This is a genomic window from Streptomyces sp. NPDC101191, assembly GCF_044767915.1.
Classification (GTDB): Bacteria; Actinomycetota; Actinomycetes; order Streptomycetales; family Streptomycetaceae; genus Streptomyces.
The window spans coordinates 173,665-196,982 of record NZ_JBIWOU010000009.1 but is presented as its reverse complement, the minus strand read 5'-3'; the positions used below and the strand labels follow the sequence as shown (position 1 = coordinate 196,982).

General features: G+C 69.8%; 15 protein-coding genes. 5 read left to right on the top strand and 10 right to left on the bottom strand.

The genetic code is table 11. From position 1 onward, the window contains the following. The first annotated feature begins 2,114 nt into the window (after positions 1–2,114). From ACIRQF_RS30880 to ACIRQF_RS30870, 3 genes are read left to right on the top strand one after another with little or no spacing between them, the layout of a single operon-like run. Positions 2,115–11,276, top strand: coding sequence for a hypothetical protein (locus ACIRQF_RS30880; RefSeq protein WP_404097132.1), 9,162 nt, complete (start codon positions 2,115–2,117; stop codon positions 11,274–11,276). Between the two features lie 13 nt (positions 11,277–11,289). After that, complete coding sequence (locus tag ACIRQF_RS30875; RefSeq protein ID WP_404097129.1) at positions 11,290–13,395, top strand: hypothetical protein; 2,106 nt, start codon at positions 11,290–11,292, stop codon at positions 13,393–13,395. Positions 13,396–13,434: 39 nt separating this feature from the next. Beyond that, the gene (locus tag ACIRQF_RS30870; RefSeq protein WP_404097126.1) at positions 13,435–13,644 is read left to right on the top strand and encodes a hypothetical protein; all 210 of its coding nucleotides are present in this window, start codon (positions 13,435–13,437) and stop codon (positions 13,642–13,644) included. A 161-nt stretch (positions 13,645–13,805) separates the two neighbouring features. Here ACIRQF_RS30870 and ACIRQF_RS30865 read toward each other — a convergent pair whose 3' ends face one another. The 10 genes from ACIRQF_RS30865 to ACIRQF_RS30820 all read right to left on the bottom strand — a co-directional run bounded on the left by ACIRQF_RS30865 (position 13,806) and on the right by ACIRQF_RS30820 (position 21,233). Then, the gene (locus tag ACIRQF_RS30865) at positions 13,806–14,018 is read right to left on the bottom strand and encodes a hypothetical protein (RefSeq protein WP_404097123.1); all 213 of its coding nucleotides are present in this window, start codon (positions 14,016–14,018) and stop codon (positions 13,806–13,808) included. A gap of 44 nt (positions 14,019–14,062) precedes the next feature. After that, entirely contained in the window at positions 14,063–14,278 is a 216-nt protein-coding gene (locus ACIRQF_RS30860; RefSeq protein WP_404097120.1) for a hypothetical protein, read from the bottom strand. Positions 14,279–14,804: 526 nt separating this feature from the next. Beyond that, on the bottom strand, positions 14,805–15,041 hold the full coding sequence (locus ACIRQF_RS30855; RefSeq protein ID WP_404097117.1) for a hypothetical protein: 237 nt from the start codon (positions 15,039–15,041) through the stop codon (positions 14,805–14,807). A gap of 385 nt (positions 15,042–15,426) precedes the next feature. After that, positions 15,427–15,624 (bottom strand): hypothetical protein, encoded by a 198-nt coding sequence (locus ACIRQF_RS30850; protein ID WP_404097114.1) that lies wholly within the window; start codon positions 15,622–15,624, stop codon positions 15,427–15,429. Positions 15,625–15,945: 321 nt separating this feature from the next. Further along, a complete protein-coding gene (locus ACIRQF_RS30845; RefSeq protein ID WP_404097111.1) occupies positions 15,946–16,788 on the bottom strand; it encodes a hypothetical protein in 843 nt (280 codons plus the stop codon). Continuing rightward, entirely contained in the window at positions 16,785–17,261 is a 477-nt protein-coding gene (locus ACIRQF_RS30840; protein WP_404097108.1) for a hypothetical protein, read from the bottom strand. Before ACIRQF_RS30840 ends, ACIRQF_RS30845 begins: the two co-directional genes overlap by 4 nt. A 21-nt stretch (positions 17,262–17,282) precedes the next feature. Then, a complete protein-coding gene (locus tag ACIRQF_RS30835) occupies positions 17,283–18,623 on the bottom strand; it encodes a hypothetical protein (protein ID WP_404097105.1) in 1,341 nt (446 codons plus the stop codon). Then, complete coding sequence (locus ACIRQF_RS30830) at positions 18,616–20,241, bottom strand: DUF2637 domain-containing protein (protein WP_404097576.1); 1,626 nt, start codon at positions 20,239–20,241, stop codon at positions 18,616–18,618. The genes ACIRQF_RS30835 and ACIRQF_RS30830 overlap by 8 nt, the downstream gene beginning before the upstream one ends. 303 nt (positions 20,242–20,544) lie before the next feature. Further along, positions 20,545–21,048 (bottom strand): hypothetical protein, encoded by a 504-nt coding sequence (locus ACIRQF_RS30825; protein WP_404097102.1) that lies wholly within the window; start codon positions 21,046–21,048, stop codon positions 20,545–20,547. Further along, a complete protein-coding gene (locus ACIRQF_RS30820; protein ID WP_404097099.1) occupies positions 21,048–21,233 on the bottom strand; it encodes a hypothetical protein in 186 nt (61 codons plus the stop codon). Before ACIRQF_RS30820 ends, ACIRQF_RS30825 begins: the two co-directional genes overlap by 1 nt. Before the next feature lie 586 nt (positions 21,234–21,819). Between ACIRQF_RS30820 and ACIRQF_RS30815 the strand changes: the two genes are divergently transcribed. Then, positions 21,820–22,599 carry a GntR family transcriptional regulator gene (locus ACIRQF_RS30815; RefSeq protein ID WP_404097096.1) on the top strand — a complete coding sequence of 260 codons (780 nt, stop codon included), beginning with the start codon at positions 21,820–21,822 and terminating at the stop codon, positions 22,597–22,599. 4 nt (positions 22,600–22,603) lie between these two features. Then, positions 22,604–23,161, top strand: coding sequence for a GNAT family N-acetyltransferase (locus ACIRQF_RS30810; protein ID WP_404097093.1), 558 nt, complete (start codon positions 22,604–22,606; stop codon positions 23,159–23,161). Positions 23,162–23,318: the final 157 nt, after the last annotated feature.

Genomic DNA, 23,318 nt, shown 5'->3' with positions numbered 1-23,318 from the left:
AAGAATTCCCGATCCAGCCGCACGACGCAGCCGACGTGTGGCAGGAGGACGCACCATCGGCTCTCGATGCGGTGGCCCAGGGATGGGCGAGCGATGAGGACGCCCCCCGCGCCTTGGCACCCGATACGGGTTGGGCGGCGGAGGAAGACCCGCCCTCTGGGCTGGCGCTCCCGGACGCAGCCGCCGGCTGGACCGGGGCGGACTACACCCCGCGCGTCCTCGCCTCCGAGCAGGACGCTCGGGAAGCACAGCGCTCAGCCGTGACCACCAGTGCGGGTGGCGCATGGGAGGAGGACGCTCCACCAGCGCTCGATGCGGAGGCCCGGGGATGGGCGAGCGACGAGGATGCACCACGTGTCCTTGACACGTCCACAGCGGCGCGTGCCCCCGCGCCTGCGCCTGATTCGGCCTGGGCACAGGATGCTCCATCCGGGCTGTCGGTCCCAGCACCCACTCCAGGGTGGTCCGCAACAGACGAAGTCCCGCGGGTCCTTGCACGTGAGCGGGAGGCCGGGCAAGCGGACGGTTCAGCGGCCACCACCAGCGCGGACGGGGCGTGGGGGGAGGAGGCTCCATCGGCGCTCGATGGCGTAGCCGCGGGCTGGGCGAGCGACGACGACGCACCGCGCGCCTTGGCACCTGACGGCTGGGCGTCGGAGGGAGAGCCGCCGTCGGGGCTGACACTTCCGGACGCGGTTGCCGGCTGGTCCGCGACGGACGATGTGCCCCGCGTCCTCGCACCTGACCAGCGCGCGGAGGAAAGAGGCAGTTCAGCCGTCGTAGCCAGCACGGACGACGCGTGGGAGGAGGAAGCCCCGCCGGCTCTCGACGCGGTGCCCCAAGGATGGGCGAGCGATGAGGACGCCCCCCGCGCCATGGCACCCGACTCGGGCTGGACGTCTAAGGAGCCCCCGCCGTCTGGGGTGACGCTTCCCGACGCGGCTGCCGGCTGGGCTGCAACGGACGACGTTCCGCGCGTATTCACCCCCGAACAAGACGCTGGGCGAACGGACAGTTCGGCGCCCAGCACCGGCGCGAACGGGGCGTGGCGCGAGGAGGCACCGTCGGCGCTCGATGACGTCCCCGCGGGCTGGGCGAGCGATGACGACGCACCGCGCGCCTTGGCCCCCGACTCCCGCTGGGCATCGGAGGAAGAACCCCCGTCAGGTCTGACCTTTCCCGAACCCGTCGCGGGCTGGTCCGCAACAGACGATGCCCCCCGCGTCCTCGCACCCGAGCAGGACGCCGTGGAGGCAGACGGCTCAGCCGTCCGCACCAGCGCGAACGGGACGTGGGGGGACGAGGCAGCACCCTCGGCTCTTGGCGCTGTGGCCAAGGGCTGGGCGAGCGACGAGGACATACCCCGTGTCCTGGACATGCCCGCGACGGAGCCCACGTCCCCGACTCCATCGGGTTGGGCGGCGAACGCGGAACCGCCGTCGGGCCTGGCCGCTCCGGATGCGGCCCCAGGCCGGTCCGCAGTCGACGATGCTCCTCGCGCTCCCGCATCCGGGCTGGACGCTGGGCAAGCAGACGGGCCCGCCGTCACGAACAGCCCAGGCGGCGCTTGGGGCGAGGAGGAGGCCCCTTCGGGCCTTGGCGCTGTGGCCGAGGGGTGGGCGAGCGACGAGGACGCGCCGCGCGTGTTGGACACGCCCGCAGCAGCGCCGGGTTCGATGAACGCGACCGGTTCCGGTTGGACAGCGGAGGACGAACCGCCGTCAGGGATGGCACCCCCCGCATCAGCCCCGGGCTGGTCCGCAGACGAAGACGTGCCTCGTGTCCTCGCACCCGGACACAGGCCTCCGGGTGGATCCGAACACCCCCACCTGCCGGGCCAGGACAGGCCTACCGGAGCGCACACAACAGCCCAGACGCATGGTCGTGCCGTCGCTGGGACTCCCCGCAGCGCGGCACGTAGCCCCCGCAGCACCAGCGGCCAGGGGGCGGACGCCGACGCACGCGGTGACCCAGAAGCGCTCGGAGAACCTCCTCAGCAACCCTCGACGAACGAGAGTGACCAGACGCCTTTCGCCTCCGACACCGAACCGGATGGGCGGAACGCCGCGCCGAAGCGCCAAGCCGACACCCAGCAGACGCAGCACACCACCGCCGTGTCCACAGACCCCGGGGAGGGGAGCGACCTGCCCCTGGCTCTGGGCCAGGGGCAGGAGGAATACGACGAACAACGTCACATCGCAGCCCTCATGGACGTAGCCGACCGGGCCTTCCAGTACGCGGACAAGGCGGCCGACGGGGCGCAGCGAGCTGCGTCGCGGGCCTCGACCCGCAACGAGGAGCGGCTGGAGAAGGTGATGCACGCCGCCCACGCCCACTGGCTCGTTGCTGAACGCCATCACGGCGGGGCACGAGAGGCGCACGCCGACGGACAGAAGTCGCGGCTGGAGTACCACGCGGCCGAGGTGATCAATGCAGCAGTGGAGACCCAGCGGGCGGCTGGTGTCGCCACGACTGCAGATGCCCTGAAGGAGGTTCTCGAAGGGCTCAAGCCCGCAACAGAGCGAGCCCGGCAGGCGGAAGCGCGTGCACAGCTGCAGGCAGAGCTCGACAAGCAAAAGGCAGAGCAGGACAGGGAACTGACCGCTGTGACACGCATGGACGCCGCCAACCGTGACCGGCTGCAGCAGGCTCGCTGGCGTGCCGAGAGGGCGGTGCCCGAACTGGGCTGGTGGCCGACACTCGCCGCGGACATGGCTCATGCGTACCAAGGTCGCCTCTGGCTCGACGAGACCGGCACCCCGCGTCTGCTGAAGACGACCGCCGACGGTGGCGTCGTGGCAGGACGAAAGGTGAACGCTGAGCGGGTTGCGATGCTGCGCGCGGCCGGCTTCCTGCAGACGGGTACGGACAGCGGGACCTCGACGCCCTTGCACCCCTCGGACATGGGGCGGGAAGCGTTGTACCTCGCGACGCTGTACCCGGAGGGGCTACACGCGGATGAACGCGCCGCCTATGACACGCGGTACGCGCGGGCGCGTCGGCCGTGGATGAACAACGAGGAGCGCAAATCGGCGGCCCGGCGTCTGCCGCCGTTGGACCCGCACGCGATGCGGGCCGTCCGTGAGAAGCCGGTGCTGCTGGAGGACGACCAGATCCCCCAGATCAGCACGGAGAAGGCCGCCCGGCACGCTGACATGGCGGAGTTGGCGCAGCGGCTCTGGCGCTGGATGGCAATGAGCCATGGCGAGGAATCCAACCTCATCCAAGCCCCCAGCACGGCTCCGGCCCAAGAGCCGGAAGCGTTGGCCGCTGAACTGGGGCAGGATGACGACCGCGATGGCGAGCGTGCAACTGCGGCGCCCCCGAGCGAACTGCCGCCGAGGCGGGGCCAGAACGCCACTGCCGGGGCACCCGCCAGCCCACCCGCCGCCGACGTGGCGCCCACTCAACCCCCCAACCCCGAGCTTGGAGACAAAACCGTCGAGCCGGAGGGGTGGCTGGCCGACGCACCCTCCGCCCTGGCCGAGGCGTCCTCCGTCGCGTCCCGGGACGATGACGAGGCTCCCACGGCGTTCCCCGAGCCGCTCACGTCCCAGGACGAGCCCGCCCCCGTGGCCGCTGCTGCTTCCCAAGTCACCGAGTCACCCAGCCAACTTTCCCCCGCAAGCAGTCCGCCGCCAGCCCCGGCCGAGACCGATGCGAAGACCCTGGCCACCGACTTCGAGGCACGCTTGCGCGAGAGGCTCGCGCAGAACGCGGCAGCAGGCGAAGTCCTCGGAATCGACCCCAATGCGGGAGAGAGCTTCGAGGGGTATGCCAGCCGGTTCGACGGCGACTACGACATCACCCTGCCAAGCGGCCGGTACTGCTACCGCACACCGGGAATGTCCCGCGAGAAGTACAGCGTCCGGTACATCCCCGATCCGACCCGCGACTGGGAGTCGAAGCAGATCGGCACGGTCAGCAGCGAACGCGACATCATGCCCATGGTGCGACGGCATGCCGCCAGGCATGCCGACCAGCGTGACCCGCTCGCGGTGGAACTGAACGAGCATGAGCAGAAGGCTCTGGACACCGTGGCTCGCGGGGTCATCTCCCGGTCTCTGGGGTCGTGGTACCTCCACAACCACCAAGGCATAGCCACCGAGCAGACCGACGACTGGACGACCCTCGCGCTGTGGACTCTGAGCGCGCTCGGCCTCATCCAAGTACCCCCTGTAGACCCCGCCCGGCCCAAGGACCGCTTTGCGCGGCTTTCGGAACTCGGCGAGCGGCGCCACACCGCATTGCGAGGGGGGCAGGCCGCCGACATCCGACTGGCGGGCGTCCATGAACAGACCTCCCTGTTCGCCGAACCGGGGGCCGCCGTGACAGCAGAGCCAGACGCTCAAGCCGATGCTGGAGTGGAATCCGCCTCTGCGACGGGCGACCCGGGAGCAGAGCTGCCCCGGTTTTCCCAGGAACGACGCCAGGTCCTCGCTCAGATCGCGCGCGGCACCATCAGCGTGGTCAACGGCGTGTTCATGCAGACCAACCCGCGGCGCCCCATCCGTCAAGCACCTTCACAGGGCCACTTCCGAACGGTCATGCAGGAGGGACTGGCACGCGAAGTAGACGGACAGGTGCGCCTCTCCGATCGGGGCCTCGACTGGTGCACGCTCCACAACATCACCCTGCCCTCTGTCCCACCGGACACCGAGATGGTCGATCAGGCGCCGCTGCCACCCATCGACTACGCACCCCTGTACGGCCTCTCGCTACCCGACGCAAGCGGAGGAGGCCCGCTGCCGCCTGCCCCTGCGCCTCTGCCTGCCGCATGGCACAGGAGAGGTGGCCCGATAAATGAGGAGAGCGAGGCGGCCACCTACGCCATGGCGGCCGAGGCCTCTGAACGAGCCGCTCGCTCGACGGCCCGCGATGTCGCAGCCCTCGCGGCGGGCGCAGACCACAAGTACTGGACGCACCAACATCCGCTGGCGCAATACGACGAGAACGCTGCTGCCGCGCTGGAAACCCTGTCCGACCCTGTTACCCACGGGTACGCGACCCGGGCCGTACTGAATCTGCGCACCGCGCTGGAGGAGGCGGGCAAGGAAGCGACCGACCACTACGTGCAAAACGTCCGCAGCCCGCAGTGGAAGACCAACCAGGGGGTGCAGGCGGATGACCTCCACCGGAGCCGCGTTCGAGGCATCGTCATCACATACCTCGACGCGGTCCGTGACCACGCCGAAGAACACGGCCTGGATGCCGCCACCATTGTCCACGTGCTGGAGGACGCGGCTGGCTGGACGGGAGAGCTGCGCAGACTCGGCAACACGGACGTCGGCTATCCGCAGTTGCCTGCGGCAGAGACTGTGGCCGAAGCCGCGCAGTACGTGGCCAACGCCTTGCGCGCGTACGCGCTGGGCGAGACCGACACGGTCGACACGGTGGCTGACCGCCGGCAGACCTGGCGCACCGTCGAGCCCCGTCCCCTCCCTGCCGTAGCGACAACCGCTGAAGAGCGCGCCTCGGAAGTAGCTGGCGGCGCCCAGGTTGGCGGTCAGACACCGCTCGCCCCAGTCATGCCTGCCACCGAGACCGCCGCGCCCGCACGTGAGCAAGCGCAGGAGGGCGCGCCCCTCGATCAGCCGGCCGCCGGGCCGGAAGCAACTGACGCCGATTTCGCAGGAGCAGAGGCGACTCCGTCCAACGACGGCTCCGCTTCCGGGGCTAACGCTTCGGCTGAAGCCGAAGCCGACGACGGCTCCCGCCGCGAGGAGCTACAGCGACAGGGCCCGGCCCAGGAACAGGCCGCGCAGGACCAACCCGCAACCGGCGAGGAGGTGGTGGAACAGCCGACGGAGGCTCGTACCAACGAAGTCCATCCCGAGCCTCCCCTCGCCTCGGCACCGGCCATGGCCCACGAGGCCGGCGCCGCCCCGGTGCCGCCAGCCATCGACGGACCGGCAACCGCCATGCCCGCGCTCGCCGAGATCACCCCAGAGTCGGCCGGACACATGGCGGAGGCCCCCGCGCACGAGGGCAGCCCCGACACCACCGCTCGTCCCACCGAGGCCGCACCTGCGTCCACCGGCGGGATGGAGGAGCCCGGCACCGAGCCAGCTGCACCGGAAACGGAGTTTGCAACTGTCCCCGAGCCCGGCAGCGGGTCGGAGAACGCCGTCGCCGCTTCCGAGGTCCGCCCGCAACCCCGACCGGCCGCCGTACGTGAGGAGGGCACCGTGGCCACCAGTGCTCCACCGAGCGCGGTCCCAGCCGAAGAACCTGCCGCCCCCAACCAAACCAGCTCGCGCGACCCGCAGTTTGCCCCGGAGACCGCTGCCCCCTACCCGGACGCGGCCGCGTATGCCGCGGCCCACGAGGCCCTGCTGGCAGAGCTGGACCAGCACGAACAGTGGCTGGCGCTCACTCCGGCAGCGGCGGAAGCCGCAGCCACCCTGGCCGACACTGGCGATCTCGGCATTCCCGGACTTACCGCCCTGCTCGCCCTGCAGGCCGCGCTCGGCGAGGGCCAGGACGAGGACGGCCACCGCGCGCACCTCGCACAACGACTGGGCCACCACATCCAGTGCGGGCAAATGACCATGGCGAAGATCTTCTTCGCCCGGGCCGCGCGCACCAGCAGCACGGACCTGCTGCGCGATCTGTACGAAAGGGCCGTCGAGGGCCAGTTCCTCGCCTTCGGCCAGCAGACCGAGGACGGCCCGATGGAGCTCGGCCAGTACATCCCGCTCCGCGCCCGGCAGATCACTCAGCAATCCGACGGCGCGGAGGACTTTGCCGAGCCGGCACCCCAGACGGCACAGGAGGCCACCACGATGGCTGTGGACCTGGACGACGACATTCCAATGCCCGTCCTCGAGCTTTCCGGTGAGGTCCCCCACCTGACCGCCGAGGAAGCCGCTCCGCGCCTGCTCGCCCACGCCCGGACCCACCTGGCCGGCGGGCTGCCCTCCGTTGAACAGTTCGCCCACATCTACGGCCGCCCGGTGTACGCGATGGTCATCCAGGGTGAGACGCCCACGCTCTACCTCGGTCTCACCCCGCCCGACACGGCCGGGGACACCCGGGCCGTCTCCATCCGCGGGGACGAGCTGGCGACGGTCACTGCAGAAACACTGCTGACGGCTGTGACCGGGTGGCTGAACGGGAGCGACCCCGGCGAACGCCCACTCCTCGATTACGCGTCCGGCACCGCACCGACACCCACGCCCGACCCGGCGGAGCAGGAAGCCCCTGTCCCGACGCACTCGCCCTCCCCGGCGGCCGCGACCGCCGAGCCGACCATGGCCGATGACACCGCGCAGAAACCCACCGCCCCGCAGGCTCCCGCACCTGACGGGCCCGCTGAAGCACCGGAAGCCGAGGCCACGTCACCCAGCACGCCACCGGCGCCGGAACCGGCTCCCGCCCCACCCTCTGAACAGGAGCTTCAACCGACGTCCCCGGCTCGGACGGCAGCCACCTCCACACCGGTAGCCTCCACCCCGAATGCAGCCACCGACGGGCAAGCAAGGGCCGAAGACACCGGTCAGGAGACCGTCGCCGCGCCTCCCGCCGCTCCGGATGCTGCGGCTCAGGCGGACCCCGTCGCTCAGATCACGGCACTGGTCCGCACCGCTCTGTCCGACGGCGGCGTCACCCTGGATGCCACGGGCGCCCTCACCGCCCCGGGCACCGTCACGATCACTCTGGAGACCAGCGGCACCCCCGAGCGCGACCGCGAACTCGCGGAGACGCTGCGCACCGCCCTCAACAACGCGCTGCGGCAGCACCCCGAACAGCAACTCGCCTCCTATCGCATTGACTTCGAGCACACCTCCCAGCCCGGTCAGGGCTCACTGTCGGAGTCCGCAGGCACCACGGTGCTACCTGTCCCGCGTGACCGGCTGATCGCCGTGAACAACGCGGCAGCCAAGATCTTCGCCGAGCATCTGCGCAGCGACCCGAACGCGGAACTGGCCCGCACCTACCTGAGCCAGGAGCGCAAGCTGCCCGACGAGGTACAGCAGGAATGGGGCCTGGGCTACGCGCCCTCCGACCGGGGAGCAAAGCCGAAGCGCTGGGATGTCATGGTTCGTGCGCTGAGGGAACAGGGTTTCACCGAAGACGAGCTCCTGCACGCAGGCCTCGCCACCCGCAGCAAGCCCGGTGCGCTGATCGACGCTTTCGACGACCGCATCATGTTCCCGATCCACGACGAGCACGGCGACATCGTCGGCTTCAGCGGGCGTCGCATCGACCGGCCCGGCGAGACCGAAGAACAGGCCAAGGAACGCCAGAGCCAGAAGTACTACAACACCTCGAACGACGCGGCCCTGTTCAATAAGGGCGAGCTGCTCTTCGGGCTCTACCACCCTGCCCAGGCCGAAGCCCTGGCCGGGAGCAGCGGGCCCCGGGTCAGCGTCGAGGGCTACCTCGACGTGATCGCTGTCGCGCGCGCGGCCGCCACCCTGCCGCTCGACCGGCGCCCCGTCGTCGGCGCCCCCATGGGGGCCGACATCAGCGAGCGCCAACTCGCCGAGCTGCGAGGGCTCGACCGCGACGATCCCCGCCCCCACATCATGTTCCTGGACGCGGACGACAGCGGACACAAGGTCCTGCTCCGCAAGTCGAACGAACTCCTGCGCGCCCCTGCCCCGACGGAGGTGACCACCGCCCCGGGCGCGAAGGACGCGGCAAAGCTGTGGGAGGAGGACATCGAAGCCGGCGGCGACGGTGCCGCGCCGGTGCTGGCCGCCCTCGAACAGCGTCGGCCACTCCTCGATGCCATCGTCGAGGCGGCTCTGCTGAAGCTCGCGGACGAAAGTGAGCGCGCCAACCACGCCTTCGACTCCGTCAAGGACTTGCCGCGTACCCGGTTCATCGCCGCCGAGGCCGCGCGCTACATCCACCAGGCGGTGCAGGCTCAAGCCCCCGGCGACACGGCCGCGCTCGAGCAGGCCGCGCTGACCTGGGCGAAGCGGCTACAGCAAGAGTGGGGCATCCGCGGATGGATGACCGCCACGGCGGTGCTGCTCGGGCCGGGGGAGCACCACGACGACTACGAGAACGAGGTCTACGAACAGGCCCTGGACCTCCTCGCGGCAGACCCCGAGGGCTACTTCGCGAACGACTCCCACGTCCGCAGCCGCCAATCCGCCTCCGCGGCCCGGACCACGACGGCATCCGGCGCAGAACCCGCAGCCGACCGGCGGCCCGGGCAGTGGCCCGCAGGGACAGGCGCGAACAAGCCCGTGCCCCCCACCAGCACGCCGGCCAATGAACCGGACCCCGAATCCCGGGAACTGGTACTGCGCATGTTCCTGCCCTCGCCGGTCGACCCGGTCGACGGGCCGCCGGTCGAGTACACCGACCGCACCACCGCGGCGTACGCCCTGCACACGGCCGTGCATGAGCGCCTCGGCCAGCACACCACCGAGAGCCCCGAACCCGGCCGGCTCCCTCAGCCCCTGAAGCTGGGCACCGTCCACGGCATCGATCTGAGCACGTCCGGGGATGACCAGACCAGCGAGGACCCCACCGTTGTGGTGTGGCTGGGCCCTTCACGCAACGACTCGCTGCGCCTGTCCTACAGCCGCTTCATCGAGATGACCGGCCCCCAACTGCTCGCCGCGGTGGAGTGGCGCGCCGCCCAGGCCGCCGGACTGCTCGGCACCCCACTGAGCCAGACCTGGCGCAATGCGGTGCGCAGCATCATCCCGCCGGAGTTCCCCGCCCAGCCGACCCCCGCCCAGCTCGCCGACCTCCTCGACACGATCGCCCAAGGTCCCGACGCAGGCGACGAACGCATCCGCCACCGTGCCGAACAGGCCGTCGCCCTCTACACCGCCAGCCACGCCGATCTTGCCCTGAACCACCTCGCGGGCAACGACCACATCTGGGTCCTGCGCAACGACGGCTCCTGGATCCAGGAAGAGGCCCCCGGCGCCGAACAGACCTGGGAGGAACTCGACAACGGATTCAGCCAGGAAACAGCCGAGCTCCGCGGCATCACCCAGGAAGCCGCAGCCCTTCCCCCCGGTGAACCGGTGCCGCCGGCCGCCGACCTCACCGTCGCCCACCACAGCGCGCACGAAGCCCTCGCCGCGCTGCGCCCGTACTCCATCGGCCTTCCCGGCACCCTCTACGAGAAGATCACCGACCTCGTGGCCCAGATGGACGCCTCCGAGCCCGCCCTGCGCCGCCTGCGCGGCCCGGACGGCGAGAAGCTGATGAACCGCACCAAGACCGCCTTCGTCCGGGTCCTCGAAGGTCTGGCCACGGTCGCATCCAAGATCCGCCTCACCGCCCTGAGCACCCGCCTGGAGCGCACGGTCGCCCGCCTGCGGGGACAGGATCCCGCCGCACTGCCTGCCCCGCGCGCCGTGCGCGCCGACCGGCGCATGCAGGACCTAGCCCACATCGAGCGGGACCTCGAGCGCCGCATGGCCGCCCCCACCACCACACTCGCCGAACGCGGCGAACTCCAAGAGGAGTGGATCATCAACCGGGCTCGCTGGCGCGCCCGCTACGAGCAACTCCACGGCCTGCCGCCGGAGTCCGACTTCCTGCCCGACAACGACCTCATCGCCGGAGCACCACCGGTCCCCAACCTCGTTGCCGCCCACGACCTCCTGATCGACCGGCTCACCGCCCGCGTCGCCGAACTGCGCGACACCGACCCGCACACCGGCGAGGACGGGAACCCCTACGACCCCACCGCCGACCTCTACAACGGCGTCGCCTGGGCCTACCATCAGCGCCTGATCGGCACCGTCCCGACCGGAGCAGACCCGCACGGACCCATTCCCGCAACCCAGTTGCGGCGCGCCGCCCTCCTGGTGACCTCCCACCAGGACGCCTCACCGCTCACACTCCGGCGCTCGATGAACGTCACCGCCGAGCGTGCCGACCGCCTCCTGCACCGCCTGGAGGAACAGCAGATCCTCGGCCCCTACCGGGCAGACGCTCCCCGGACGGTCCTGGCACGCCCCTCCGACATCGACACCCTGCTCGCCCGGCCGGCCACCCCGCCCGCCCTGCGCAAACCGGCCGCCGAACCGGCGCCCGCGACGACCGCCCCGGGCCCGGAACCCGCGGCAGCCGATCCCGGCGAACTCGACGAGGCCCGGATCCACAAACTGGTCAGCAAGCTCCTCGCAGACCAGCAAAAGCGCAGCGAGACCCACGGCGAGCCGGACCCGACCGACAGCCCGGCGCCCACATCCCGCGTGCGCAAGAACCAGCGCACGTCCGCGCACAAGGAAGCCGAGGCAAACGCCCTCGCAGCCGGCCAGCCCACCCCATTCGCACCCAGCCAGACGTGACGCGGAGACCGTGATGACAACACCGACCCCACTGCAGACCGAACCCACTCCGCCCGTGCCCACGTTGTCCCCCGATGCCCCGGCCGCCATGACGGTGGAGGAGCTCGAGCGCAGCGTGCGCATGGCGAGCCTTCAGCGCGGCCTGCGCCTCGCACGGACCCTGGACAACGCTGACGCGCCACCCCAGGCGGGCCCCCGCGACCTGACCGGCATCCACAACGCGTTGGCCACCGCGCAGGACAACCAGGCCTACTACTGGGGCGACCCCAGCTGGCACGCCATCCGCGACATCCGCAGCCAAGTCGACGACGTACTCTCCCGCCTCAACGAACAAGCAGAAACAACCCCACAGGCCGCAATCCACGCAGCCAAGATCACTACCTTGGCCGCAAGCCTCATCGCCCGGCACGCCGCCAAGCTCAGCGCCGTCCTCGATGCCGGCGGACAGCGCGAGACACCGGGCGGACGGGCCATGCGCCTGCTCACCCGGGTCGCAGAAGACCATGCAGCCCGGGCCTCCGGTCTGGACTCCGTACAGGCGCTGGACACCCCGCGCCTGCTCATCGCCCACGTCCACAAGCTCAACAAGGAACTGCGGCGGGCCGAGCCGGACGCCCCCGAAGCGGATCTTGGACTGGACGACCTGGACGACCCGGAACTCGAGGGCGCACTGTCCACCGGCGCGGCCGCCGCCCCGGAACTGGCCGAAGCCTCCGAGCTGATGACCGCGCTGAGCGAGATGGCCGGCCGCGCCCGCCGCGCCGGACACCGCCTCACCCTCGACGTACGCCTGCACGGCATGGTGGAGACCGCCCAGCTCCGCGGCTTCGAGATGATCTCGGGAATCGCGCGGGCCGTCATGGCGCGCTACGACAACCAGGACCGCGGCACCTCCGGGCGCCGCAATATCGCCGCCATGATCTACCACTACGCCGAGCAGCGCCTGGAACGCATGCGTGGCACCCTCGGAGCGGACGAACAGCGCGACGTCGGCCACTACGAGACCGCCCCTCCCGAGCGATACCTGGATGCGTTGTTCGAGGAGTCACGCACCGTCGTCGAGGAACTGCGCGCCCAGCACATTACGCCTCAGGAGCGCACGGATCTGCAGATCCGATTCCTCCTTGCCCAGAAGGAGATCGCCGCTGCCGGTGCCGATGGCGTCCAGGAATGGGGCACCCAAGCCTCCTTTCCGCCCAGTGAGTTCGTCGCCGGGATGCAGACCGACAGTCCGGTGGAGTCCCGCCTCGTGCTCATCGATGAGTTGCGCCGCCGGGTGGAGAACAACCCCTTCCACCGTGACGCCCAGTTCCTCAACGAGCTCGCCGACCGCTTCGCTCAGGAGATCGCGGGTCCGCGCGAACTCACTGCCGAGGCGCTGGAGGCAGACCTCAGCGCCGACCAGGTCCGTGCCGTGGCGGAGCACCTTGTCGGGCAGGGCGCGATCGCATCGCCGCTCGCGCTGAGTGCGACCGATGAGCTGAACCTCAGCCACGCCCAGGCCGAGCGGGCGCTGGCCGTGCTTCAAACCCTCAAGGTGGTCGGCCTGCCCAGCGTTCTGAAGCCGCGCTCCGTCCTGAAGGCCTCCATCAGCGAGGTACAGGCACGACTGGCGCCGCTGGAGCAGCAACTGCCTGTCCTGCTTGAGCTGCAGAAGGGCGCGGCCGCTGCGGCAACATCCCCGCCGGTCGATGCCCCGGGCGCCGCGGCCCAGCCCGAAGCCGCCCAGGGCGTCGAAGCACCTGCAGTTGCGGAGCCCGAGCAGGCACCGACGCCGGCTGCCCCTTCACCGTCGGCCACTGCCGAACCGGCCACGGCCGCTGCGCTGCCCCAGTTGCCCCGCCGCGACCGCACCGTGGAGCGCCCGCACCCGGGCAACCTGGAGACCCGTCCGGCGCCGGCCGAGCAGACCGCGACCGATCAGGACGTTGCCCAGCTACTGGAGGGCCATGAAGACCGGCTCAAGGAGGTGAGCGAGCGCCTGATCGCCGGCAAGGAGGCCCGCGAAGCCGCCCATCCGGCACCCGCCGAGACCACGCCCGCCAAGGACCCCACCGTGGACGAGGCACAGCACAACGCCCAGCAGAACCAGCAGAACGTTGGCGTCGGCGTCCGCTGACCGCCAGCGTACGGAACCGGATACGGAAGGACGCGTCGAATGGCCGAGGAACAGCACGACGAGCACAGGCGGCTGGCGCAGTTGCGCCAGCTTGAGGAGGAACGCCGCACGCGAACGGTCGCGGCGGACCTCCGGCGCCGGCAGCAAGAACGCCAGGCACAGGATGAGGCGGCCCTGGCGGACGCGCCTGCCGCCGAAGCGCAGCACTACGCACAGCTGCCCCGGCACTCCCACACCGGCATCCGCTGACCTGGGCGGCCGAGCCGCGCCCGCACCACACGGCTCTGCCCGGCCGCCCCCGCAGCTCGAGTACTCAGTTCAGAGAAGGGGGCCCCGCCGTGTGCCGGGGCTCTTCGCTTGGCTCCCGAATCTGAGGAACCAGCCCTCACTTACGGGGGCTGCCGTCCTGGTCAGGGGCGGTAGTCGGGGGATGCGACCCAGCGCGACATGGCCTCGTAGGCGTCGACGGCACGGGGGTCGAACCGGCCGCACCGCTGTTGGATCAACTTGCCGAGCTGGTCGTAGGCGTGGGCCGCTCCGCGGGCGTCGCCGCTCTGGCCGAGCGCTTCGGCGGCGTCCGTGCGTTGCTGGATCTCGTCCGGAGTCAGGGGGTCGGTGGGCATGGGTGAACTCCCGTCGGTGGCTGTTGGCTTGGTGTGTGGCCCGGTTAGGGCAGGAAATGCGTGTACGCGGCTCCGAAGATGCGGGTGAACTCGGCGTCCATGGCGTCGGCCTTCTCTTCGGCGGCCAGAGCCTCCGGGGTCGTGATGCCCTCGCCGTCGTCGCTCATCAGCTTGATCCGGAGCATGTACGCGGCCTTGACCTCGGCTGCCATCGCCTGCGCGTTCCCCGGGTTCGTCCAGCGGATCGGGATGCTGCTCATGGTGTCTCTCCTCGGATGGTGTGGTGTGGAACGCATGGGAGCCGACCGGCCCCCCTTGTCCTCTCCGGCCGTGCTCGTGTGTGTGAGCAGGGAGGCACAGCGGAAGGCAGCTGGGTTCCTGAGTGTCCGATTTGTTCCCAGGTGATTTGCTACGGGGTGTACCGGCGGCGGGTGATCCTGCGGGCCGGAGCCTGCGCGGCCGGGACGGTGCGGGCTCGTGCTGCTCCTGGTCCTGGCGCTCGCCGTCCTCGTGGCCAGGTCGCCCGCATTCCCCAGGGGCTGACGGCGCCGGGACCCGCTCGCGCCGAGTGGCGGGCCGCCGCCCTTCTGCCGGTGCGGTCCGGCGATCACCGTTGGGCCTCCGCCCCGAACACGATGCGGGCCCGGAAGGGGCGAGACGGCTACGCCAGTACGTGGGATCATCCGCCGGCGTGAGGGGCGGCCCGTGGAGGGTGCGGCGCCATGCGCTCATCTGCCGACCGCTGTAGGTCGTGGGCCTGGCTGAGGAGTTCGAGGAACGCGCCGCTCACCGGATGGCCTCTCCCCGCAGCTTGGCGACGATCGGGTACGCCGCGCTGTTGATCCAGTCGACCAGCCAGCGCACGGAGTGCTGCGCGTCGAGCGTGAGGCCGTGCCCGGCTGGTCGCCATGGGGGGCCCGGGAACTGGCCGGTGATCTGCCCGCGCACGGTCGCCGTGGCGCGTACCTGGGGGCCGCGGCCATCGTCGGTGAACGCGTACCGGTCGTTCTCCCATCGCCCCACGTGTACGGGATGCAGGGGGACAACGCGCTGTGGGTGAGTGGCAGCTCGATGACAGCAACCAGTGCGCCGGGTCCTCGTCGTGGTGCTCCAGCGTGACCCGCGTGAAGTCGGGGCGGAGGCGGACGTATCCGGGGGCCATGACCGGCGGTGTGGCGACGTACCAGGCGGCGGCTGCGAACTCTGCCGGCGGGAGCGGGTGTCGGGCTCGTCGTACTCGTGGAACGAGTCGAGCCGGTCAGCGAGGTAGGCGCCGACCCGGGACTGCTCGTCGGTCGTTTGGTCCTTGTCGTCGGCGTACGTAGGGGGACCATGCGATGGTCACGGGTGGGGTGTCCTTCCTGTGGGTGATGTTGCCGCCCCCCACTGACACCCCGCGCCGGTCAGCTCAGTGCATGACGTCCAACAGGGTGGCGATGATCCACAGAGCGACGAGGATACCGAGCAGTTTCAGGCCGCCGCCCGCGAACTCGCCCAAGCCGACCCGCTGAGCGTCCGAGACGAGTTCCTCACCGAACGGGGCCGCGCCGTCGTGGCGCGTGTTCCGGTGGTCGGCCTGGATCTCCTCTGCGTTCCTGCGCCCCATCCACGGCCATTCCTGCTGGCAGGTGCCGCACCTGTATCGCCACGCCATCCCAACTCCGTGTGTCGTTACCTGGGTTGGGTGAGACGGTACAGGGGTTCGGAGCGCGCGGAGACGGTTGCGCCGGTAGATGGGGCGGTAGATGGCGGGTAGACGAGGTAGATGAGATCCGTAGATGTGCAGGTCAGAGGCTTGTAGACGGGGTTAGTAGATAGTCCGTAGGGGCTCTGGGCGGGGGAGGAGAGGGGCGGTTTGAGAGGGGGCACGGCACACCCCCGCCGGGAGTGGTGGGCGGGGGTTGTGCCGGGTGGTCGGGAGGGGCGGTTAGGCGGCCTCGTCGGGGTGCTGGATGAGGGCGAAATCGGGGGTAGTGGGGGCGCCCTCGTCGGGGGTGGTGAAGGGCGGTGCGCCGGGGGTCAGGTCGGGGACCTGGTGGACGGGTAGCCGGGGGGTGCGGCCGAGGTGTTTGTGAAGCCCGTCGTGGCGTACGCCGAGGGTCACATCCTTGCCGATTCGGAACTTCGTGACGGGGATGCCGTCGGCTTCCAGTTCCTTGCGCAAGCGGGTGACATCCCAATCGTGGATGGCAGCCCATTGGGGAGCCTTCTTGAGGCGGGTGAGGAGGTCGGCCAGGTGGACTCCGGCACGCTTGGGCTTGCCCTGGTAGGCGGCGGCTACGGCGTATTCAACGAGTACGGGGAGGCGGAGAACGGCGTCAGCGAGGCTGAGTGCCTGGTGCTTCTCCCCCGCCGTTTTTTCATGATCGTTTTCGGTGGGGTTCTCGTCCACATCGTCCGCCGGTTGTTTGGTCAGGGTGACTGCCTTCGGCGTCTGAGTGTCTGTCGTGACCTGCTTCAGAACTGGCGCGACCATCAGGCCGAGCGACACCCAGGCGGCGGGGATCGTCAACCACAGCAGCGGATAGCGCCCTGCGGCAACCAGGAACAGCATGGAGCATCCGAGGACGATGCAACCGCGGTTGAGCGGGCTGCCTCCTTCAGCGCGGATGAACGCTGACACGCCGTAGGAGATCACTCGGGGTGCGAACCCGATGCCTCGTGCGAGGTCGGCAGGGCGCGGGAGTTGCTGAACGACCAGCGTCCCGAGATCCTGCGGCGCCTCCTTCGTCACCTTCTTCACTTCCTTCGTGCTGTTCTTGGCGCTCATGCTGCCCCGGTCTTGATGAGGATGGCGCGGGCGATGGACGCGATGATGGTCGGCAGGATGGCGGCGATGCCTCCGGCGGCGGTGCACAGGCCGGAGAGGACGAGGCCCATCCAGGCGCCCAGGGCGGGGCTGATGGACAGGTACAGGTACAGCACGAGCACGATGAGGGCGACACCGGCGACTCCGAACTGTCCCAGCCCGGCGCCGGAGAGGCCGTCGGCGGCGCCTTCGCCTGCGATGCCGATGGTGTCGGGGAGGATGTTCCACGCGGCCCCGGTGACGGTGCACAGGGCGACGAAGAAGAAGGCCAGCCAGAACGCCTGACCGCTGTTCAGCTTCCGGCCGCCCTTGCCCTTCACGCCGAGGATGAGGATCAGGAGCAGCGCGACGGCGATGGCTCCGGAGCCGACGCCCGCGAGGATCTTCCCGCTGGTGCCGATCTGGGCGGCGGGGGCGGCGAGCATGGTGAACACGAACAATCTCTCCTTCAGGGGTTAGTGGGTGCCGTAGAACCAGCAGGCGAGCGCGGAGGCGCTGAGCGGGACTTGGACGAAGAGCCAGCGGGGCGACCACCACCACAACCAGCGCTGCGGGGGTGCCCACCAGTGGGCGGTGCGGATGTTGGCCCAGATGAGGGCGCCGACCGTGCCGAGGCCGATAGCCCAGGGCAGCACCTCAGCGAGGGGGGTGCCTCCGGGGACGGTGGCGTTCTGGATCAGGTCGGGGCCGGACAGCCAGCCGATTTCACCGACGCCGAAGACCGCGGCCAAGCGGAACGCTACCGGGAACTTCATGCGGTCGCGGGGGGCGGTCGCCCACCAGCCCAGGGCCATACCGCTCATCGCGGCGAAGCTGGCCATGGCGTCGTCGCCGGTAGCGGCGGCGCTCATCCAGCCGTGCACGACGTCATCGAGCTGGAGGGTCCATCCGGCGAGCGCAGCGGACCCGTAGCGGTGGACGAAATCGCGGCGTGCGGCCAGGTCGGCGAGTTGCTTGGCGGTGGGTTTCCACTGACGCGGCTGCCCAGACGGCTGCGTGCCGCTCTGCTTGCTCACCGGCTGCTGGGGCGCTGGAGGCGGGGGTGCTGGGGGCTGGCGGGCGGAGGGCTCCTCGGCCTCCGCCTCGTCCGGCTCCGGGTGCTCAGCCTCGGGGATCTTCTGTACCTCGCCGTCGGCCGGCACGGTCAGAACGTGCCCGGTGTAGGTGTCGAGGTCCGCGTCCTGGTGCTTGTAGAGGGCATCCCACCAGGGAGGCTCGGCGTCGCGCGATGCGGCCTTGGAAGCATCCGCGGCCGTCGGCTCATCCCCGAAGACGCGCCACCAATCCGGGTCGCCGGCAGGCTCGTCGGGCGTGGGGCTCGGCACGGCCGGCGGCCTGCTCGGCATGGGCGGAATAACAGCCTTGGCCCCGCTCCCCCGAGGAGCGGTCTCACCCCCTTCTAGGGCGCTGACCTGGGCATCTACAGCATCTACAGGGACATCTACAGCCCCATCTACAGGGGTTGCAGCTGCCTGTTCCGCCGGCTGCGGGCCGCCGCCAGCACCAGCTGACCCCGGGCTGTTGTGCACCGGGACCTCGTCCGGCAGCGGCACGTGGAACGGATCGGACTGCTCTTCTGCGGTGGTCACGTGTCCTCCCTCCTCGGAGGCTCCGGTGATCCGCTCACCTTTCAGGGCGAGGTGGATCATCATGCGGATGAACTTCTCGTCGTCGTCGATGGCTTCGCAGGTCAGCGGTGCCTTGTGAGGCTTCTCGGCCGACATGTGGGAGTCGGCCGAGAAGCGGGACGGCAGACGCGTGATGGTCTGGAGTTCCTGGTCGGCAGGCTCAGCCATCCGCTGTGCCTCCGTCGTCGTCCAGCGCCTCGGAGATCAACTTGCTCACCCATGCCTCCGACCTGCCGATGCTCTGTGCGAAGGCACGCTGGGTCAGATCCGGGTCGGCTTCCTTGGCGGCGAACCACTCGGCCGCACGCCTTGCCCGCTCGGCCTTGAACCGGTTGGGCCGCCCGACGACGGCATGAACGGCTTCACGCTTCCGGCCGCTGGCAGCCTGCGGGCGCATCGGGCGGCGTGAATTCGCGCCGTCGACGTTCACGCCTGCCGCGCCGTGATTCACGGCTGGCGTTTCACGCTCGTCGGCGTGTCCCTTCACGGTTTCGTCCGTCAGCGGTTTAACGGTGTCCTGCCACCCGCTCACGCCGACGGCTTCACGCTTTGCCGTGTCGTTCACGCGCAGCGTGAACGCCTGCTTCACGGTCCAGTCGGCGCGGTTCACGCCGACGCCTTCAGGCGTGAATTCACGGAGCTTCACGCTCGGCGTGAATCCGTTCACGCTAGCTGTGACCTGCGGCTTCACGCTCTTCACGGTGTTCACGTGGGCCTGGTTCACCGGGGAAAGGCGTGAACTGGCGCTGCCTTCACGCCCGTTCACGCTGGAGCGTGAAGCGCTCTTCCATGAACCGTTCACGGGGTCGGCCGTGAAGGCCGTGAAGGCGTGAACCGGCGGTTTCACGTTCACGTCGGCACGCGGCTTCACGGTTCCCCGTTCACGATCGAGCGCTCGGTCCATGCCGTTCACGCCGTTCACGCCGTTCACGGCTTCTCGCTCGGAGCCCGGTTTCGCGAGCGTTCCCGGATTCACGCTGGACTCGACGGCACGGGCCCCGGCCGCGGGCGGAGAAGGAACGTTCATGCCCGGGCCGATGCTGGCGGCGGGCTGCGTGCTGGAGGCGATAGCGAGGGCGCCGGTGACGTGCGCCTCCAAGGCGCTGCCCTCGGCGGGGGTGTGTCCCGCCGGAGCCGCGAGGTCCTGGCCTTCGCTGAGCGGGACGCCGTAGCGGGCGAACCGCAACGGCAGCAGTTCCTCGACCGGGGCCTTCCGCCTCCACGCACGCCCGAACCGGCTGCGCAGGCGGGCCTTGTAGACCAGCCGCTCCTGCTCGAGCTTGATGACGCTGTCGTAGCTGCGCAGCTCCCACAGCTTCATCCGCCGCCAGAGCACGAAGGTCGGAGCGGGCGAGAGCAGCCACCGGATGAGGCGGACCGGCTCGATGTCCTGGCCCGCCGTGATGTTGGCCAGGCGCCCGACCGAGTGCCGCGCGGCCTCGACGGCCACGACAAACAGCAGCGGGATCACGCCGTGCATCCCAACGCCCAAAGGATCAGGCCAGGCGACGGCGCCGTTGAACGCGATGGTCGCGCCGGTCAACAGCCAGGCCGTGTGCCGCAGTAGCGGAAAGGGAATCCGCAACCACGTCACCAGCAGATCCAGGGCCAGCAGCACGACGATGCCCGCGTCGACCCCGATCGGGAAGACGTGCGCGAACGTTCCGAAGCCCTTACGGACGGCGAGGTCCCGCACGGCGGCGTACGAGCCGGCGAATCCGATGCCAGCAATCACGACCACGCCGCTGATGACGCCGCCGACGATAACGCGCTGTGCTCTGTTCAGCTCAGGCCGCCGGGCCCCGGAGTCGGGGGTTGGCGGGGAAGTCGTCGTGAGTGGTCGGGGAGTGGTGGTCACCGTGCTTCTCCTGTGCGAGGCGGCTCCGGGAGACGGAGGCGCGGGGGACGACGGAGGTTGCCCTCCGCGGTGTGCGTGCTCTCTGGCTTGAGCCGCTCTTGCCGCACCGCCGCTGGTGAAGAGACCGTCGGACTCCGTGGACGGGGCGGCCTGTGGTCGGTGCTTCGGGTGGGCGAGGGCGACTAGAGCCAGGGCAGCCGGAGGCCTTGCTGATCGATGGCTCCTGCTGGGTCAACCGGTGTCTCCCGCGGCCGCCAGGGTGGTGAGGTGGACGGTGGAGGTGCCGCAGTGGCCGAGGGCTTCGACGTAGTTGCCTGTGGCGCGCGCCTGGTCGGCGTTGATGCCCTTCAGAAGCGCCTGGAGCAGCGGAGAGGGGAGACGCCGGCCGAGATGCACGTCGACCTCCGCGTGAAGCGGAGCGGCGTCGCTGATCAGGTCAAAGATGTGGGCGACCAGATCGTCGTCGCCCAGCTCGGCGCTCGGCGGGGTCGCCGCGGGGAGCGTGATGCTCAGCAGGAGCGCTAGGGCCCCGCGCATTTCCATCACCGTCAGGACTAACTCGTCCTGTGACATGTGCTTCAGGTCGAGCGTCAGGTTGTGGCGCAGCGTGTCCCGCGCGGCCACAGCCGCCTTGACCCGGCGCTCGGCGGGGCTCATGTTCCCAAGCCGGCCGCGGGCCATCGCCAGGTACTCGGCCAGGCTGTTGGGGGCGGGCCGTACCGTCGGCTCCGACATCACTGCGCCCCCTTGAGGGCCACGGCGGCGGCCAGCTGCAGCTTGGTCAGCAGCGCTCCCGCAGCCTCAGCCGCATGGGCGCGGGTCTCGGGGGAGACAGCGTCGGCGATGGACTTGCTGTACGAGGTACTCGGACGGTCGCTCCGCGGCACTACGCGAGCCGGGCGGTCACTAATCTGAGACACAGTTCGGACTCCTCGCTCAGTGAGGTGTTCGGATCAGGCCCCGAGCGGAGTGGCGACTCCCCTCAGAGGGCCGGGGCGGCCCGGGCGCGGAGACAACTCCTAGCCCGGGCCGTCCTGTTGGCCAGACGGCCAAGGCCGCGGCACACAGCCTTCGTGTGCCGGACCTTGGTTGCCTGGACTTCTCATGCGCGCCCGAGCGGTCGGCCGTGCGGCGATCGCGATGCCGTGTGCCGAGCTGGGCGCTGAAGTCCTCTGTCCTCTGTGGAGTTCTCAAGGAACGCTGCCAGGTGGCGATTCATGCTGTTTTGCGGCGCTTTGCTTCTGGCGGCCGAGTACTGGAGGCACTCGAATCGCGCAGGGGAGCGGGTAGCGGAACCCGACTTCACTACCTTCACTAGGTTCACAAGTGAAGTTGGCTGTGACCGTAAACCGGAACCTGGCGCGCCGTCAAGCGCGCCCGCTCAGCTGCGGGTTGAGGCGAATCGGATCGCGTGAAGAGCAGGTCAGCCGTAGGCTCCAGGTGTCACTCTGCCGAGATACGACGCGTTCGCTTGCTTCACTAGATAAGTTGGCTACTCTGGCCCGCATGACAAGCCGACCCAGAGTGCAAAAACGCTGGAGCGCCCAGCAGATCGCCGAAGACCTCCGGCGCAAGATCGAGAAGGGCGTGTTCAACGAGAGCGGTCAGCTGCCGCCAACTCGTGAGCTGGTCGAGGAGTACAACACCTCCGGTGAGACGCTGCGGCAGGCCGTCCTGAAGCTCAAGAGCTGGGGTCTGGTGACCTCGCAGCAGGGCAAGGGGGTCTTCCTGCGGGCCATAGATCCCATCGAGTGGCACGTACACGACTTCGAACGAGGGGAGCGCCGCGACGACCCCTCCCGTGGTGTCGACGACTGGAAGGCATCCATCGAGGAACTCGGCCGCGTGCCGAGCCAAGACACGCCGAAAGTCACCGTCGAGGAAGCTCCCGAAGAGATCGCCGAATGGCTTGAACTCGAGCCCGGAAGCTTCGCCGTTGCCCGGCGCCGACTGCGCCGCGTCGATGGGGTGCCGTTCCAGCTGGCCGACTCGTGGTTTCCCATGGAGGTCGCGATGAACAGCCCGCTAATGGAACCGCGTGACGTCACCATGGCCGGTGGCATCCTCGCGAACATCGGGCACCCTCAGGTGCGCCGCCGCCACATCCTGCGCTCCTGGCTGGCCACCGAGGAGGAGACGAATCGGCTGGACCTCGACCCGGATGCCACGAACCCGGTCACCAGGCACGTCATCGTCGGCTACGGAGCCGACGGGAAGCCCGTGCGCTGCATGGTCACCATCGCCCCCGGCGACCGCAACGTCCTGATCTACGACTTCAAGGAATGAGCGCGTGCAGCACACGATTCGGCGTGCCACAGAAGCTGACGCAGGAGCCCTGATGGAGCTCCGGCTGGAAGCCGAGGACTGGCTCGCCGCGAACGGGATCGACCAGTGGCGCAGCCCAGGCTTCCGGGACCGGGCGCTCGACAAGTGGAAAGCCGACATAGCCGCCGGCCGCACCTATGTCGTCGAAGACGATGTCGAACGCGTCGTCGGTACCGTGACCCTGGCACAGCCCGACACAGATTTCTGGACCGAGGAAGACGACCTCGACTCCGCCGTGTACGTGGCCAAACTCATCAGCACCCGCAGCCCAGCCAGCGATCGACTCGGCGGACGCATCATCGATTGGGTGGGGGCCGTCGCCCAGAGGCAAGGCCGTGCATGGGTCCGACTCGACTGCGACCGGGCGAACACCCGCCTCCAGGAGTACTACCTCCGCGAGGGCTTCACCCACGTCCGGACGGAGAGCCCGGAGCACCGCCTGTCCGGGTGGATGGCCCAACGCCCGGCAGGCATCGCACGCCACCCGGATCTGGCGCTAAAAGAGATCAATGTTGACGAATAGGGCAACGCTACGTTGCGCAACCGTACTTGCCCCGGACCCGAGGCGTCGGCTTCCCAACCTGCCACGTCAGGAAGCGTCCATTCACCGGCGGCCTCTTCAGGGCGTTCGAGCAGGTCGAGTGCGACTCGCGCTCCTGGCAATGCGAGCTAATACGGAC

Bases quoted from the DNA above. Each gene is read 5' to 3' on its own strand.
- ACIRQF_RS30845 (WP_404097111.1), bottom strand. From the start codon at position 16,788: ATGAGCGCCAAGAACAGCACGAAGGAAGTGAAGAAGGTGACGAAGGAG.
- ACIRQF_RS30875 (WP_404097129.1), top strand. From the start codon at position 11,290: ATGACAACACCGACCCCACTGCAGACCGAACCCACTCCGCCCGTGCCC.
- ACIRQF_RS30825 (WP_404097102.1), bottom strand. From the start codon at position 21,048: ATGTCGGAGCCGACGGTACGGCCCGCCCCCAACAGCCTGGCCGAGTAC.
- ACIRQF_RS30815 (WP_404097096.1), top strand. From the start codon at position 21,820: ATGACAAGCCGACCCAGAGTGCAAAAACGCTGGAGCGCCCAGCAGATC.
- ACIRQF_RS30835 (WP_404097105.1), bottom strand. From the start codon at position 18,623: ATGGCTGAGCCTGCCGACCAGGAACTCCAGACCATCACGCGTCTGCCG.
- ACIRQF_RS30860 (WP_404097120.1), bottom strand. From the start codon at position 14,278: ATGAGCAGCATCCCGATCCGCTGGACGAACCCGGGGAACGCGCAGGCG.
- ACIRQF_RS30850 (WP_404097114.1), bottom strand. From the start codon at position 15,624: ATGGGGCGCAGGAACGCAGAGGAGATCCAGGCCGACCACCGGAACACG.
- ACIRQF_RS30870 (WP_404097126.1), top strand. From the start codon at position 13,435: ATGGCCGAGGAACAGCACGACGAGCACAGGCGGCTGGCGCAGTTGCGC.
- ACIRQF_RS30865 (WP_404097123.1), bottom strand. From the start codon at position 14,018: ATGCCCACCGACCCCCTGACTCCGGACGAGATCCAGCAACGCACGGAC.